Raw genomic sequence first — 14,696 nt, forward strand, 5'->3', positions numbered from 1 at the left:
TTGTCCAGATGCCGACCTCGACACCGCCGCTGCTACTCCAGTTTCGAACCAAGACCAGGTGCTGGAGCGGCAGGCGGAGGTCAGCGGGGCCGCATCGAGCGAGTGCGACGACGCGTACGGCGGAGCCCTCTCGCCTGTAACCCCTTAGGACGGCACAATGCTCGGTTTCAGGTCTGTGTTCACGACCCACCGCGAACGTAACCATCTGCAGCCACTGGTTCGGGAACAACTCGATCGTTGGATCACGGACCCCAAGGGCTGGGATCCGTCTGCGCTTCATGAGGATCGGTGGGCGACCATCGGCGACAACGTCAGGGCCCTCCTGCTACAGCACGAGGGGCAGGATGGATCGGCCTCAACGCGCGTACGGATCGTCGAGACGACGCCGGACGGGCAGTGGATCACCCAGCTGACCGTACATACGCCCAACGCAAGAGAGCGTGCGGCGTGGGCCTGGGTCGACATCGAATCCCCCGACCCCGACAGCGAGGACCGACGCAGCCGTCGCCGCGCCGGCACCCCCCGCTTTCTCGCCCCCATGCTCGAAATCATCGATGCCTGGGACGGTGTCGCACGCCTCACGACCAGACCAATCGTCATCCGCGGCGACGAAGTCGACGAGGTCCACCGAGCGCTCATGGACACCGAGCGACGAGGTGTCGTCTTCGTCGCCGGCAACGACGACTCGCTGCCTTCAGTCCCATGGACGAACCGGATCGCCAACCTGACCCGGTTCACCATCGGTATGGCCTCGTGCTACGTGCTGGACGGGGAGGCCACACAGTTGCTCAACGCCCGGCTCGGCCAGGCCCACGCCGTAGTGCCCGGCCGACTTCGGACCTTTCGCTCTCAGGTTCAACCGGACTCCGTCGTCGATGGGCTGCGGCACCGGGTCCTGAGCGCCGAACGGATCACCGACGACAGCGAACAGCCCCGCCTCGCGCGGGTACTCGCCTCCAACGCCCAACTTCAGGCTCTCGAACAGCCGCTACCCGCAACTGTGGCGCGGGTACACCGGATGCTGGAACGCATCGCCGACGACATGTTGGTGCACCGGCTCGGGGATGTCGGCTCGAAGCGGCGTTCGCTCGTTCCGTCTCAGCCCCGGGCGACGGCAGTCGAGACGCGCGAGAGTGATCGTCCCCAAGATGACGTCAACGCGCAGCAAGGCATGTTGCTTGACTACCTAAAGATCAAGGTCGGCATCGATGATCTGACCGTCGACCGAATCGACGAGATCGTGCGTTTGATCGAGGTCGGCCGGTCGTCGCAGGAGGCACAGGAAGACATCGCATCCCGACTCGCGCAGCTCCAGGCGGAGCTCGACGAGACACAGAAGGCGCATCACGACGTCAAATGGCAGCTGGATGACGAGCAGATCGAGAACCGCGACGCGGTCGACCTTCTGACCCGGTCCGAGGAGACCGTACGAACGCTGCGCCATCGGCTGGCCTCGATGGGGCAAGCTCAGGTGGCCTGGACGGCGCAGCCGGCGGATGAGGATGTCTCTCGGCCGGGTAGCTTCGGCGAGTTGCTCCGTTGGCTACCGAAGCTCAAGCACGTCGTGTTCACCGGCGATCCTGACCACGCTGAGGATCTCGACAGCAACGACCCCCTGGGAGCCTGGGCTTCGAAGACGTGGGACGCGTTGTTGGTGCTTCATGACTACGCAGTGGCTAAGGCGGACGGGCGCTGGGGCCGCGACGTGCACGGCTTCCTTGAACACACCCCTGATGGCTGCCACGAATGGCCGACGCGACGGCACGCCCGCGATGAAAGCGAGGAGGTGCGAACCAACCCAACGTTCCGGAGTCGGCGCGTTCTGCCCGTGCCAACCTCCGTCGTTCCGGTTGGACAGGCCTTCATGGGAGCCCATTTCAAGATCGTCCAGTTCGCCATGATCAGCCCGCGAATGCACTACTACGACGACACGGCGCAGAGCGGCCGGGTCTATGTCGGTTACATCGGCCGGCACCTTCCGACCGGACAGACGAACTGACGGCACGCGAAGGCTAATTGCTGGACACGACATGGAGGGCTGGAGCATCCACTGCTGGCTCGGGTCGTACACCTGTCAACTGGTGGCGCGGTAGAGCTTCACCCCGCCGCTGGCATCCGGTGGGCTGGCGACTGCGGCGTGTTCGTTGACGAGCCACGGCGTGAGGCCGGGAGCGGTTTCCCGGTCCTCGCCGGTGCGGCCGTCGAGGATGACGGAGCCGTTCGCCGTGCGGCCGTAGACGGCTCCGTGCCAGGCGGTCGTGACGGTGGGGGCGATGCGGTTTGCCTTCTTGTCGGGTAGTTCCCAGAGCCACTTCCCGCTGTCGTCGAAGGCGCCTGCCCAGTCCTGGCGTTGGTTCTGGCAGATGGTGACGCTGCCGCCGTCGTGTAGGCAGGTGATGTTGTAGGCGGTGCTGCTGGTGGCCTTTGACTCGTCGAGGAGGCGGCCGGTGGCGGCGTCGAGAAGGCGGAAGAACTGCTTGCGGCCTTGCAACGCTCCGGTCGCGGTCACGATTTTCGGGCTGCCCGGCTTGATGGCGATCGTCTCTGCCGGCTCGGTATGCCAGCGCTCGGCACCGCTGTCGATGGCGAGCGCACGTGCCACTGCACTCTTGGCGTCGGTACCGACCGCCACATCGCTAGCGATGGCACCGAGGTTGAAGTCCGGACGGCGCCAGACCTCGCGTCGATCATCAAGGTTCACGGCGACTGTGTCGGTGCCGACCTGGGCGACGACCACGGGGCCGTGCGCGCCGACGACGACCGGGTGCTTCCGGGTCAACGTGTGCTGGTCGTCGTCACTGGGCTCGATCTCGATGCGTTGAGCCTCATGCCCGGTGCCGGCATCAGCGGCGAGGACTTCGATAACCGGGCGCGGCGGTGTCGTGCCTTGACCGGGCGCGGTAGTGGCGAAAGCCGTCACCACACGGCGCTGCGCACCGAGGTCGGCCAGCACCGGCGGTTGGGCGGGGTTGCCGCCGACGAACGGGTTCTGCGTCGACGGCGACAGCGCAGGCTCGTGCGCGGGTCGCAGCGTGCCGGTGACCGTGCCGGAGGTGACGTCAACGATTTCCAACCGGTCCACTGATGAGATCCAGACGCGCTTCCCTTCGAGTAGCACTGGTAGCGGCTCGACGCGTTGTCCCCCCAGGTTGATCTTCGACAGCGAAGCGCTGTCAGGTAGCGATATGGCATCAGTCGTGTCGAAGGTGCGCGGCGGGTCGAAGGTCGGCCGCTCGCTCGGTGCGCTGGCGGTCGCTTGGGCTGGTGGCTGTTGCGCCTCCGGTGCGGTTCCGCAGCCGATGGTGGCGGCAAGGACGCCCAGACTTACGCCGAACACGCCCAAATTTGCTTTGCGCACCGCGTCACGTCTCCCCGTCGCCGTTGGGTACAGCCGGGAAGTGTAGCGACTTTGGTCCACTCTTCGTGTCCCGACCGTTGCAGCCCGAAGCCGTATTTCGTAAGGCCGGAGAGGGGCGAACCGGAACTTTGGGAGGCCGCTCCAAGGTCATCAGCACGTCAAGGTGAACTCTTTGCCGGCTGTCCGTCCACAAGCTCTTCCGTCACAAGGCGTCGGACATGACGTTCGGACACGCCTGCGGCCAAAGCCAACTCCGCCAGGCTGGCCTGGGGACGCTCGGCACGCAGCCGGGCCACAACGTCTGCCGTCCGCTCAGCGCGTCCCGTCATCCGCTTGCGTCGCCCGGTTCGCAGGAGGGGCACCGACACCTGGCTCGTCGCCGGACCGTCGGCGCCCCTAGCCTGCTGAGCTTGCTTCGCCTCGGTCGCGAAGTCCGACGGGCGCGACTGCGGTGGCAGCGCAGACGTAGCGTCGAAGCCCGGTGGTTGCTTCGGGCGGGCGTCGTCTGACGTTCGATGGTCGTTGTGTGGGGCCGGTTGCGATCTCGTCAGCATCTCTACGACCAGCAGCAACGCCACCGCTGGCCACGCCGCCACGATCCGCGCGCCGAGGCTCGGCTCGGCGGCGGCGATGTTCGCCGCCACGCTGGCCGCCACCCCGACCGCGAAAGCCGTCCGGGCCGACCAGCGCACTCTCCGGCCGACGCGTTTGTCCTCGACCATGGCCGCCGACGCGACGACCAGCATCCCGTCGACCGACGGCGGAAGTACGTAGGCGACCTCGGGACGCTCACCGAATCTCAACGCCAGGGCGACCATGTGACTCCATGACGACCAGGCGGCAATTCCGGCCACCGCCACCGTGCTCACGTCTCGGGCAAGCCGGGTCGGCGTCATTGAACCACCCCCGGCTCGAGCCGTCGCTCGATGGCGTGAACCTCGACGGGGTCCACGGACGGACATCCGCCGATGTCCAGACGCGTCTGGACATCGACCCATCGCCGCCACCGGTCGACGACTTCGCCCGCGTCGAGACCGGTCGCTTTCGCGATGTCCGTCAGGTCCGCGCCCGCCTGCAGGGCGGCGTGGATCATAGAGGGTTGCCAGCGAGTCCACCAGGACACCACCGCAGCGGACAACGCCAGCTCCGTCAGTGCGGCAACGCGTCCGGATTCCGGCGTCCGAGCGACGGCATGGTCATGAAGATCGACAAGGAGCTGGAACGGGTTGATCTTTTCCGCATCGGTGAACCGCATCGGCGGTTTGGACGGGCGGGTCGGGTTCATCGGGCACCGCCCGGTGCCCGTGAGCTGGGCAAAGTCAGCGGCAGCGGATTACCGGCGATCGTGGCGATGTGGTTCGCATGGTGGTACCTCCGGCCCACCTTGCGAACGTCGGGAAGCGGCCCGGTTGATGATCATCAACCGGGCCGCTTCTTGTCGCCCCCGTCCGCCCGCCGATGGCCCAGCGTCCGTCGTGGGGCCATCTGCGAACGGCAAAACGCCCCGACCGGGAGTGACCCGGTCGGGGCGTGCACTGCACTATGTCCGATAAGGGGGTTATCAGCCCTGGCGGCTCTTCCACTGCGGGTTCGCGCGGTTCACCACGACCACCCGGCCACGACGGCGGACCACCACCGAACCCGGCTTCTGCTTCAGCGCACGCAACGAGCTACGTACCTTCATGTCTGCCTCCTTGGTTCCAGCGGTTCCGAGTATCGAAACGCCGCGCCCACCCTGGGGATTCCCCGCCACCTAGAATGACCCTCAGCGATGGGTGGGGAGGTGCCGGAGTGTTGGCCGGGGCGTTTGTGACAGTGGTCTACGGGTTCCTCGGTTGGCTCCTGGTGTTCACCTCCGGGGTCGCGCTGCGACCCACGGTGAACAGAAACCGCAGCCCCGGTGTGCGGACCCCGGCGACGACGCGCTCGGCCAAGCACTGGCACGCGGCGCACCAACGGGTCGCCCGGCCCCTGCGACGCATGGGCATCCTGCTGGCGGTCGCCTCCCCACTGCCGATCCTGCTCGGGGCCGCCTACGGTGACCCGCCGGTGATCGCTGCCGTGCTGGTGCTCGCCCTGCTCGTCGTGCCCTACCTGGCCTACCTGGGCTATCTCGCCGATCGCGCCGCGGCCGCCCTCGACGGGACACGGTGACCGCGGCCAACCGCGTCGGGCGGGGCCGGATCTGCTGACCCGGCCCGCCCACGCGGGTCAGCGCAGCAGACCGTCGATCTCGGCCAGCTCCTCGGCGGTGAAGTCGAGGTTGTCCAGCGCGGCGATGTTCGTCGCCAACTGTCCGACGCTGCTCGCCCCGATGATCAGGCTGGTCATCCGTGGATCACGCAGCGCCCAGGCGAGCGCGAGCTGAGCGAGGGACTGACCGCGCCGCTCGGCGACCGCGCCGAGCCCGCGGATGGTGGCCATCTTCTCCTCGCTGAGGTCGCTCTCGTTGAGGAAGACACTCGTGCGCACCCGCGAGTCGTCCGGGATGCCGCCCAGATAACGGTCGGTCAGCAGGCCCTGGGCCAGCGGACTGTACGCGATGCAACCCGCCCCGACCTGCTCCAGCGTGTCGAGCAGGCCGTCGGACTCGGACCAGCGGTTGAGCATCGAGTACGACGGCTGGTTGATCAGCAGCGGTGTGCCCAGGTCGCGCAGGATCGCGGCGGCCCGTGCCGTCTGCTCGGAGTTGTAGTTCGAGATGCCCACGTAGAGCGCCTTGCCGGAGCGGACGGCGGCATCCAGCGCGCCCATCGTCTCTTCGAGCGGGGTGTCCGGGTCGAATCGGTGCGAGTAGAAGATGTCGACGTAGTCCAGCCCCATCCGGCCCAACGACTGGTCCAGCGACGAGATCAGGTTCTTGCGCGAGCCCCACTCGCCGTACGGGCCGGGCCACATGAGGTAGCCGGCCTTGCTGGAGATGACCAGCTCGTCCCGGTGGGCCCTCAGGTCGGTGGCGAGCAGCCGGCCGAAGTTCTCCTCCGCCGAACCGGGCGGTGGCCCGTAGTTGTTCGCCAGGTCGAAGTGGGTGACCCCCAGGTCGAAGGCGCGCCGGACGATGTCGCGCTGCCGTTCGAACGGACGGTCCGGACCGAAGTTGTGCCAGAGCCCGAGGGAGACGGCGGGCAGCCGCAGGCCACTGCGTCCGCTGCGCCGGTAGGTCATGGTGTCGTAGCGGTCATCCGCGGCGAGGTAGGTCACGATCATGAGCCTAGCCCCGGCCTGCGGTACCCCGGATCACGCGTGCGAATCAGGACAGCGGGGTAGTTTCGACGCCATGCGTTTCATTGCCCTCGACACCCCCAAACCGCTGTCCAGGATCGGGTTGGGCACCTGGCAGTTCGGCTCCCGGGAATGGGGCTACGGCCCGGACTTCGAGAAGCGGGCCGCGCAGATCGTCCAGCGGGCCGTCGAGTTGGGCGTGACCGTCTTCGACACCGCGGAGATCTACGGCTTCGGGCGCAGCGAACGGATCCTCGGCGCCGCGCTGGGCGACGACCGGCCCAGGGTGGTGATCGCCAGCAAGATCCTGCCGGTCCTGCCGGTGGCGGCGGTGGTGCAGCAACGGGCGGTCGCCTCGGCGGCCCGGCTCGGCGTCACCCGCATCGACCTCTACCAGGTGCACCAGCCCAACCCGCTGGTCGCCGACCACACCACGATGCGCGGCTTGCGGACCTTGCAGGACGTCGGGCTGGTCGGCGAGGTCGGCGTGAGCAACTACGGGCTGCGCCGCTGGCAGGTCGCCGAGGCGGCGCTCGGCCGGCGGGTGCTCAGCAACCAGGTCCGCTACAGCATGCTGGACCGCGCCCCCGAACAGGACCTGCTGCCGTACGCGCGGCAGGCCGGGCGGGTGGTCATCGCGTACAGCCCGCTGGCGCAGGGCTTCCTCTCCGGCCGCTACGACGCGAAGAATCCGCCGAGCGGCGCGGTGCGGCGGGCCAACCCGTACTTCCTGCCGGAGAACCTGGAACGCGGCGCGGTCCTGATCGACACCCTGCGCCAGGTGGCCGACGCCCACGACGCCACCCCCAGCCAGATCGCGCTGGCCTACCTGCTGCGCCACCCGAACGTGCTCGCCATCCCCGGCGCGTCCGGAGTCGAGCAGATGGAACGCAACGCCGCCGCCGCGGACATCGACCTCGCCGACGACGAGTACGCGGCGCTGGCCGAGGCCGCGAAACGCTTCCGCCCGGTGACCGGACTCGCCGCGATGCCGGCGATGCTGCGTGCCCGGTTCGCCAACACCACCGGAAAGTGAGCACAGTGGACGACATCACCGCACTGATCCTGGACGACCACGCCGCCTTCCGGCGCGGCTTCGCCCGCCTCGACGACGCCCGCGACGAGCAGGAGATGCTCGCCATCTGGGACGCCCTCGCCCTGCACCTGGACATCCACGCCGAGGCGGAGGAGGCGATCCTCTACCCGCACCTGGTCAAGCACGGCGACGACGGCGAGGACGAGACCGCCGACGCGATCGGCGACCACAACAAGATCCGCGACGCCGTCGCCGAGGCGAAACTGCACCCGGTCGGCTCGGACCAGTGGTGGGAGGCGGTCGGCACGGCCCGCCGGGAGAACAGCGAGCACCTCGCCGAGGAGGAGGACGAGGCGCTGCCGGACTTCCGCCGCCACGCCAGCACCGAACTCCGCGCCGAACTGGGCCAACGCTGGCTGACCTTCTACGGCGAGCACAAGAACGGCCGCAATTTGCCGTTCCGCGACAAGGACCCCCAGCAGTACGTGGCCGACCACCGCTGAGATCTCCCCGGCGCGGGGGAGTCGCCGAGCCGGCCCCGGCAGCAGAATGACGGAGTGACCCCCCGAACGGCGCTGGCCCCGCTGGTCGCCGGCACCACCTGGCGACGCGGCGTGTTCCTGCTGCTCGGTGGCGTGCTGGCGCTGCCGTACGGGCTGCTCGTGGTGACCTTCGTCGAACTGTTCGCCGACTCGGCGATCCCCCGCTCACTGACGTACGCGCTGCTGGTGATCGCGGTGCTGATCGCCGTGGTGCCGCTGCTGTTGGACGGCAGCCGGGCCCTGGAGATCGCCGCCGTACGGAGATTGCTCGGCGTCGACCTGCCCGAGCCGGCGCTGGGGCATCGCGGCGACCGGGAGACCCGACTGCGCAGCGCGCTCTGGATCACCACCCACCTCATCGTCGGTGCGCTGGTGATGACCGCGCTGTTCGGCGCCCTGCCGTTGGCGTTGGCCTTCATCGCCCAGCAGTTCGGCGTCGGCACCGAGTTGACCAGCGGAGGGCAGTTCGGGCCGCTGGACGGGCGGGACAGCGGCTGGCTGACCGTGAGCGGGGTGGCGCTGCTGGTCGGCCTCGGCTACGCCGTCGCCGGGCTCGGCGCGCTCGCCGGTCTGATGGCGCCGGTGCTGCTCGGCCCCGCGCAGGCGGAGCGGATCGCCGCCCTGGAGGCGCAGGCCACCCGGCTCGCCGAACGCAACCGACTGGCCCGGGAGTTGCACGACTCGATCGGCCACGCGCTGACCGTGGCCACCCTCCAGGCCGGCGCGGCCCGCGAGGTCCTCGACACCGACCGGGAGTTCGTCCGGCGGGCGCTCACCGCCATCGAGGAGACCGGACGGACCGCGATGGACGAGCTGGACCATGTGCTCGGGCTGCTCCGGGAGGCCGGCACCGGCCGGCCCGTGGTGGCGCCGCAGCGTACCCTCGCCGACCTGGACAGGTTGGTCACCGACGCCCGCGCGACCGGGCTGGCGGTGCACGCACACCGCGTCGGCGACCCGGCGCGGGTGCCCGCGGCGGTCTCCCGCGAGGGCTACCGGATCGTCCAGGAAGGCCTGACCAACGCCGCCCGCTACGGCGCGGGGCCGGTGACGCTGCGGCTGGACCTGCACCCGGGGGTACTGGAGTTGGAGCTGGTCAACGAGGTGCGCCGCCCCGACCGGGCGCATCCGGGGCGCGGCGGTCGGGGCCTGGACGGCATGCGGGAGCGGGTGCTGCTGCTCGGCGGCGGGATCACCGTGGGGCCGGACGGCGACCGTTGGCTGATCCGGGCCCGTCTGCCCTACGAGGAGGCGACATGACCACCGGGGTGCTGATCGTCGACGACGACGAGTTGATCCGGGTGGGGCTGCGCGCCATTCTCGACGCGCAGCCCGACCTGCGGGTGCTCGCCGAGGCCGCCGACGGCGCCGAGGTGCCGCCACTGGTCGCCCGGCACCGGCCGGACGTGGTGCTGATGGATGTGCGGATGCCCAGCATCGACGGCATCCAGGCCACCCGACACCTGATGGCCACCTCCGCCAACCCGCCCCGGGTGCTGGTGGTCACCACGTTCGCCAACGACGAGTACGTCTACGAGGCGCTGCGCGCGGGCGCGTCCGGCTTCCTGCTCAAACGGGCCCGGCCCGCCGAGGTGGTGGAGGCCGTCCGGGTCGTCGCGGCGGGGGAGTCACTGCTCTTTCCGGCGGCGATCCGTCAGCTCGTCGGAGCGTACGGGCCGGCCGGCGGCGACCAGCTGCGCGCCGCCCGACTCACCGAGCGGGAGGCCGAGGTGCTGCGGTTGATGACCACCGGCCGGTCCAACCCGGAGATCGCCGCCCACCTGGTGGTCGGGGTGGAGACGGTCAAGACGCACGTCGGCAACGTGCTGGCCAAGCTGGGCGCCCGCGACCGCACCCAGGCGGTCATCGCCGCCTACGAGTCCGGCTTCGTCACCCCGTCCGGCTGATCGACCCCTCCGGCGGGGTAGCGGCTTCACCGCCGGCCGGGAGGGAACCGGCCGGACATCGGTCGAGGCTGTGCGTATGACGACGATCACCGCCTCGCCGCCCCGATCCGACTCCCGCTGGCCCGACCGGTTCGCCCCACTGGCCGCCGGTTGGCTGGGCCTGTGGGGCGTACTCGCCCTGATCAGCGTGCTCACCGGCGCCGGCTATCCGCTCGGCGCGAACGAACCGCGCGGCGGTGACGACAACCTGCTGCACCTGGTGCCGGTTGAGCTGGCCACCTCGCTCTTCGCCGGTGTGCTCCTGAGCGCGGCCGTGGTCGCGCTGGCCATGACCCGGTCGGCCGGCCGGCCGCCCGGCCCGCTGCGGGCGTTGCTCCTCGGTTACGGCTGGGCCGTGGCGGTCCTCCTCGCCCTGGTGGTCCCGGACACGCGTGTGTTGACCATCCTCGGGTACCTGCCGATCCTGATCATCGGGGCGCCGTTCGGGTGGCCGCCGGTGGACTACTCCGACGTCTTCACCTGGGCACTGTTCGTCCGGTTCGCCGCGTTGGTCGGCGGGCTGCTGCTGGCCGGGGCGGTGCTCACCTGGCAGCGCCGCACCGCGGCGGCGTGCGTCGGCTGCGGTCGCGGTGACACCGGCCGGGGGTGGACCACCCCGGCCGCCGCCGCGCGCTGGGGCCGGTGGGCCACCGGCATCGCCGTGGTCATCCCGCTGACGTACGCGGTGACCCGGTTCGCCTGGGCGGTCGGCATCCCGCTGGGCATCTCCCGGGAGTTCCTGACCAAGATGCAGGACACCGGGCTGGTCTGGGCCGGGCTCGGGCTGGGCGCGTTCGCCACCGTCGGCGCGATCCTCACCCTCGGGCTGGTGCAGGGCTGGGGCGAGCGGTTTCCGCGCTGGATGATCGGGCTCGCCGGCCGTCGGGTGCCGGTGAAGCTGGCCGTGGTGCCGGCCACCCTGGTCGCCATCGCGGTGACCGCGGCCAGCCTGGGGCTGCTCGGTCAACCCGAGTTCTGGCAGGAGATCGACGTGGCCGGGGGCCCGGCGCGACTCTGGCCGCTGTGGGGCGTGGCGCTCGGCGCGGCCACCTACGCGTACCACATGCGCCGCCGCGGAGCCTGCCGGCGCTGCGGTCGGGGTTGAGGGTGGGAGTGGGGGTGCCCCTGATGCCCGGGGCGCCCCTGGGAAAGTGAGCTAGCGTGGGTCGGGTGACTGCGCCTAACCCGGTAATCCCGGTTCCACCGGCCGACCTGCCCGGCACGCTCGGCGCGCTGCGGGCGGCCGGTCACCAGTACCGCACCGTCAAGCAGGAACTCCGCGACAACCTTCTCGCCCGGATGCGCTCCGGCGAGGCCCGCTTTCCCGGCATCGTCGGCTATGACGACAGCGTGCTGCCCGAGGTCGAGCGGGCGCTGCTCGCCGGGCACGACATGGTGCTGCTCGGTGAGCGCGGCCAGGGCAAGACCCGACTGATCCGCTCGCTCGGCGCGCTGCTCGACGAGTGGACCCCGGTCATCGTGGGCTCGGTGCTCAACGAGCACCCGATGCACCCGCTCACCCCCGCGTCCCGCGCCCAGGTCGCCGAGACGGGCGACGACCTGCCGATCGGCTGGCTGCACCGCTCGATGCGGTACGGCGAGAAGTTGGCCACCCCGGACACCAGCGTCGGCGACCTGATCGGTGACGTCGACCCGATCCGGATCGCCCAGGGCCGCACTCTCGGCGACCCGGAGACCATCCACTTCGGGCTGGTGCCGCGCACCAACCGGGGCATCTTCGCCGTCAACGAGCTGCCCGACCTGGCCGAGCGCATCCAGGTGGCCCTGCTCAACGTCCTGGAGGAACGGGACATCCAGGTCCGTGGCTACCAGCTGCGACTGCCGCTGGACCTGCTCCTGGTGGCCAGCGCCAACCCGGACGACTACACCAACCGGGGCCGGATCATCACTCCGCTGAAGGACCGGTTCGGCGCGGAGATCCGTACCCACTACCCGCTCGACCTGGAGTTGGAGCTGGCGTTGATCCGGCAGGAGGCCGACCTGGTCGCCGCCGTGCCGGAGCACGTCCTGGAGGTGCTGGCCCGCTTCGCCCGCGCGGTCCGGGAGTCACCGTCGGTGGATCCGCGCTCGGGTGTCTCCGCCCGGTTCGCCATCGCCGCCGCCGAGACGGTCGCCGGTGCCGCGCTGCGCCGCGCCGGCCTGCTCGCCGCGACCGGCACCCCGCAGGACCGCCCCGAGGCGGCGGTGGCCCGGGTCGGCGACGCCGTCTCGGTGACCAGCACGCTGCGCGGCAAGGTGGAGTTCGAGTCCGGCGAGGAGGGGCGGGAGATCGAGATCCTCGCCCACCTGCTGCGGACCGCGACCGCCGAGACGTTCCGGGCGCACCTGGCCGGGCTGGACCTGTCCGGGTTCACGGCACTTGTCGAGGACGGCGCGGCGATCGAGACCGGCGAGCTGGTCAGCGCGACGGAGCTGCTGCGCCAGGTCGGCACCGTACCCGGACTGGCGAAGGTTCTCGACCGGCTCGGCCTGGGCGACGCGCCCACCCCGGAGGAGGCCGCCGCCGCCGTCGAGTTCGTGCTCGAAGGGCTGCATCTGACCCGCCGGCTGGGCAAGGACGTCACCGACTCGGGGCGCACCGTCTACGGCGGTCGGGGCTGACCATGGCCGGCAACCGGTTCCGGTACGGGCAGTGGACCGGCGGGCCCGACCCGCTGGCCCCCCCGTACGACGTACGCGAAGCTGTCGACCAGGTCGGCGCCGAGGTGCTGGCCGGCGGCAGCCTGCGGGAGGCGCTGCGGGACTTGCTGCGCCGTGGCCCGCAGGGGCGGGGCGGGCTGGACGACCTGGCCGCCCGCGCCCGGCGGCTCCGCCGGGAGGCGCTGCGCCGAGGCGACCTGGACGGCGCGGTGACCAGGGCACAGGCACTACTCGACCAGGCCCTCGCCGCAGAGCGGGACGAGCTGCGCGGCCGCGACGACGACGGCGCGCGGTTCGCCGAGTCGGTGCTGGACAATCTGCCCCGCTCGACCGCGCGGGCGGTGGAGGAGCTGTCCGGCTACCAGTGGGCCAGCGAGGACGCCCGCCGGTCGTACCAGCAGATCCTCGACCAGCTCCGGGACGACGTGCTCGGTCAGCGTTTCGCCGGGTTGCGCGACGCGGTGCGGGCGTCCGCCGACCCGGCCGCCCAGCAGCGGCTGGCCGCAATGATGAGCGACCTGAACGACCTGCTGGAACGGCACGGCCGCGCGGAGGACACCACCGACGCGTTCGCCGAGTTCATGCGCCGACACGGCGACTTCTTCCCGGAGCAGCCGGAGACGGTCGACGAGCTGATCGACGTGCTGGCCCGCCGCTCGGCGGCCGGCCAGCGGCTGATGAACTCGCTCTCCGACCGGCAGCGCGCCGAGTTGGCCGGCCTGATGCAGCAGTCGCTCGGCGACCGCCTCGCGGGGGAGTTGTCCGCGCTGGACGCCAACCTGCGAACGCTGCGCCCGGATCTGCGCTGGGGGCGCGGTGAGCGGGTCCGGGGCGATCAGCCGCTGGACTACGCCGACGCGGCGGGTGCGCTGGGTGAGATCGGCGAGCTGGACGACCTGCTGGACCAGCTCGACCAGGAACACCCGGGGGCGACGCTTGACGACGTGGACGTCGACGCGGTCGCCCGCACGCTGGGCCGGGAGGCGGCCGACGACGTGCGCCGGCTGCGGGATCTGGAGCGGGAGCTTCGTCGGCAGGGCTGGGTGAGCCGGGACGCGGAGGGGCTCACGCTGAGCCCGAAGGCGCTGCGCCGGCTCGGTGGGACCGCGCTGCGACGGGTCTTCTCCGATCTGACCGCCGGGCCGCGCGGGCAGCACGACCTGCGCTCGGCGGGGGCCGCCGGCGAGGTCAGCGGTGGGTCCAGGCCCTGGGAGTACGGCGACGAGCAGCCACTGGACGTGGTCCGGACGCTGACCCGGGCGGTCCGCCGGGCCGGGCCGACGGTTCCGGTGCAACTCGCGGTGGACGACTTCGAGGTGGTGGAGACCGAGCGGCGGGCCTCGGCGGCGGTGGTGCTCTGCGTCGACCTGTCGTACTCGATGATCTCGCAGGGTCGTTGGGGGCCGATGAAGCAGACGGCGCTGGCGCTGGCGCACCTCATGGAGACGCGTTTCCCACAGGACGCCCTGCAGATCGTGGGCTTCGGCCGGGAGGCGATGACGCTGACCCAGCAGGAGTTGGCCGCCGTCGAGCCGGACGGGGAGCAGGGCACCAATCTCCAGCACGCACTGCGGCTGGCCGGTCGGCACCTGCGCCGGCACCCGGACGCCGAGCCGGTGGTCCTGGTGGTCACCGACGGCGAGCCGACCGCCCACCTGGACCCGGACGACGGGGAGGCGTTGTTCCACTGGCCGCCGCTGCCGGAGACGATCGAGGCGACGGTCCGTGAGGTGGATCGGCTGAGCCGCTACGGTGCCACGCTCAACCTGTTCATGCTCGGCGACGACCTGGGCCTGCGGCGCTTCGTCGACGCGGTGGCCCGCCGCAGCCGTGGCCGCGTGTTCACCCCCGACACCGATGACCTCGGCGAGTACGTGGTCAGCGACTACCTCCGCTCCCGCCAATCCCGCCGCTAACGTCCCTGCGGGCAG

Annotated in this window: 14 protein-coding genes; 9 read left to right on the top strand and 5 right to left on the bottom strand. The window is 70.7% G+C overall.

Going from position 1 to position 14,696, the window contains the following annotated elements:
* Positions 1-157: 157 nt before the first annotated feature.
* A complete protein-coding gene (locus tag ACFYPM_RS04845; protein ID WP_387191272.1) occupies positions 158-1,999 on the top strand; it encodes a hypothetical protein in 1,842 nt (613 codons plus the stop codon).
* A gap of 75 nt (positions 2,000-2,074) precedes the next feature.
* Here ACFYPM_RS04845 and ACFYPM_RS04850 read toward each other — a convergent pair whose 3' ends face one another.
* The 4 genes from ACFYPM_RS04850 to ACFYPM_RS04865 form a co-directional block, all read right to left on the bottom strand.
* Positions 2,075-3,358, bottom strand: a complete 1,284-nt coding sequence (locus ACFYPM_RS04850) for a hypothetical protein (RefSeq protein ID WP_387191273.1) — start codon at positions 3,356-3,358, stop codon at positions 2,075-2,077.
* 158 nt (positions 3,359-3,516) lie between these two features.
* Complete coding sequence (locus ACFYPM_RS04855) at positions 3,517-4,254, bottom strand: DUF2637 domain-containing protein (protein ID WP_387191275.1); 738 nt, start codon at positions 4,252-4,254, stop codon at positions 3,517-3,519.
* Positions 4,251-4,643: a hypothetical protein gene (locus tag ACFYPM_RS04860; RefSeq protein ID WP_387191277.1), complete on the bottom strand. Its 393-nt coding sequence runs from the start codon at positions 4,641-4,643 to the stop codon at positions 4,251-4,253. The genes ACFYPM_RS04855 and ACFYPM_RS04860 overlap by 4 nt, the downstream gene beginning before the upstream one ends.
* 276 nt (positions 4,644-4,919) lie before the next feature.
* Positions 4,920-5,042, bottom strand: coding sequence for a 50S ribosomal protein L36 (locus ACFYPM_RS04865; protein WP_030490864.1), 123 nt, complete (start codon positions 5,040-5,042; stop codon positions 4,920-4,922).
* 110 nt (positions 5,043-5,152) lie between these two features.
* On the opposite strand from ACFYPM_RS04865, the gene ACFYPM_RS04870 reads away from it, so the two are divergent.
* The gene (locus tag ACFYPM_RS04870; RefSeq protein WP_387191279.1) at positions 5,153-5,512 is read left to right on the top strand and encodes an SdpI family protein; all 360 of its coding nucleotides are present in this window, start codon (positions 5,153-5,155) and stop codon (positions 5,510-5,512) included.
* 57 nt (positions 5,513-5,569) lie between these two features.
* On the opposite strand, the gene mgrA is transcribed toward ACFYPM_RS04870, so the two are convergent.
* On the bottom strand, positions 5,570-6,565 hold the full coding sequence (gene mgrA, locus ACFYPM_RS04875) for an L-glyceraldehyde 3-phosphate reductase (RefSeq protein ID WP_387191281.1): 996 nt from the start codon (positions 6,563-6,565) through the stop codon (positions 5,570-5,572).
* A gap of 70 nt (positions 6,566-6,635) precedes the next feature.
* Between mgrA and ACFYPM_RS04880 the strand changes: the two genes are divergently transcribed.
* The 7 genes from ACFYPM_RS04880 (at position 6,636) to ACFYPM_RS04910 (ending at position 14,681) form a co-directional block, all read left to right on the top strand.
* A complete protein-coding gene (locus tag ACFYPM_RS04880; RefSeq protein WP_387191283.1) occupies positions 6,636-7,616 on the top strand; it encodes an aldo/keto reductase in 981 nt (326 codons plus the stop codon).
* Complete coding sequence (locus tag ACFYPM_RS04885) at positions 7,613-8,119, top strand: hemerythrin domain-containing protein (RefSeq protein ID WP_124854064.1); 507 nt, start codon at positions 7,613-7,615, stop codon at positions 8,117-8,119. Before ACFYPM_RS04880 ends, ACFYPM_RS04885 begins: the two co-directional genes overlap by 4 nt.
* A 54-nt stretch (positions 8,120-8,173) precedes the next feature.
* Positions 8,174-9,418 carry a histidine kinase gene (locus tag ACFYPM_RS04890; protein ID WP_387191285.1) on the top strand — a complete coding sequence of 415 codons (1,245 nt, stop codon included), beginning with the start codon at positions 8,174-8,176 and terminating at the stop codon, positions 9,416-9,418.
* Positions 9,415-10,065: a response regulator transcription factor gene (locus ACFYPM_RS04895; RefSeq protein WP_387191287.1), complete on the top strand. Its 651-nt coding sequence runs from the start codon at positions 9,415-9,417 to the stop codon at positions 10,063-10,065. The genes ACFYPM_RS04890 and ACFYPM_RS04895 overlap by 4 nt, the downstream gene beginning before the upstream one ends.
* Before the next feature lie 76 nt (positions 10,066-10,141).
* A complete protein-coding gene (locus ACFYPM_RS04900; protein WP_387191289.1) occupies positions 10,142-11,209 on the top strand; it encodes a hypothetical protein in 1,068 nt (355 codons plus the stop codon).
* Positions 11,210-11,265: 56 nt separating this feature from the next.
* A complete protein-coding gene (locus tag ACFYPM_RS04905) occupies positions 11,266-12,726 on the top strand; it encodes a sigma 54-interacting transcriptional regulator (protein ID WP_387191291.1) in 1,461 nt (486 codons plus the stop codon).
* Positions 12,727-12,728: 2 nt separating this feature from the next.
* A complete protein-coding gene (locus ACFYPM_RS04910) occupies positions 12,729-14,681 on the top strand; it encodes a VWA domain-containing protein (RefSeq protein WP_387191293.1) in 1,953 nt (650 codons plus the stop codon).
* Positions 14,682-14,696: the final 15 nt, after the last annotated feature.

This window comes from Micromonospora sp. NPDC005203 (assembly GCF_042872705.1).
GTDB lineage: Bacteria > Actinomycetota > Actinomycetes > Mycobacteriales > Micromonosporaceae > Micromonospora.